Origin of the sequence: Lacisediminihabitans profunda, from assembly GCF_008040105.1 — a bacterium.
In the GTDB taxonomy this organism is placed as follows: domain Bacteria; phylum Actinomycetota; class Actinomycetes; order Actinomycetales; family Microbacteriaceae; genus Lacisediminihabitans; species Lacisediminihabitans profunda.
Map to the genome: position 1 here is coordinate 1 of NZ_VRMG01000051.1, position 433 is coordinate 433.

General features: G+C 49.9%; 1 protein-coding gene. It reads right to left on the bottom strand.

Annotated elements, in window-relative coordinates; all coding sequences use genetic code 11:
- A partial coding sequence (locus FVP33_RS19010; protein WP_222706798.1) for a hypothetical protein occupies positions 1-360 on the bottom strand: 360 nt, incomplete at its 3' end.
- Between the last annotated feature and the right edge of the window lie 73 nt (positions 361-433).

Here is a 433-nt window from a genome sequence, read left to right on the forward strand (position 1 = left end):
CATAGCGTACATCGTGTCGATGTTCGACATTATAGTACTTCTGTCTCCTCCGGCTTCAGCAATCTTAGCGTCCCTGTACTTGCCGGCTATTGCGAATCTCTCTACAACACTGTTGAAGAACTCCATGATGGCAGCAAGTTCTCTCATCGTGCTGACCAGCATTTCATTGAACTCTAGACCTTTGAGCGCTTCAGCTAGCCCCGGGACAACAGAGAAGATACCGTCGAGATTGTTCTTCAGTTCACTGGATTCACTGGCTAGCTTTTCGAATGTCTCGGCAGCTTGTACGTTGTTGTTCAAGAAGTCCCCGACCACCGAATCACCGCCTTCCAAGAAGACAATGAAGTCTTCCAGTGCCAACGCACCCCAGCTAATAGCAGAGATCAACCTGCCCATAGGGGTCAGCAAGGCTAGGGTTTGAGCCGTGGTAAGA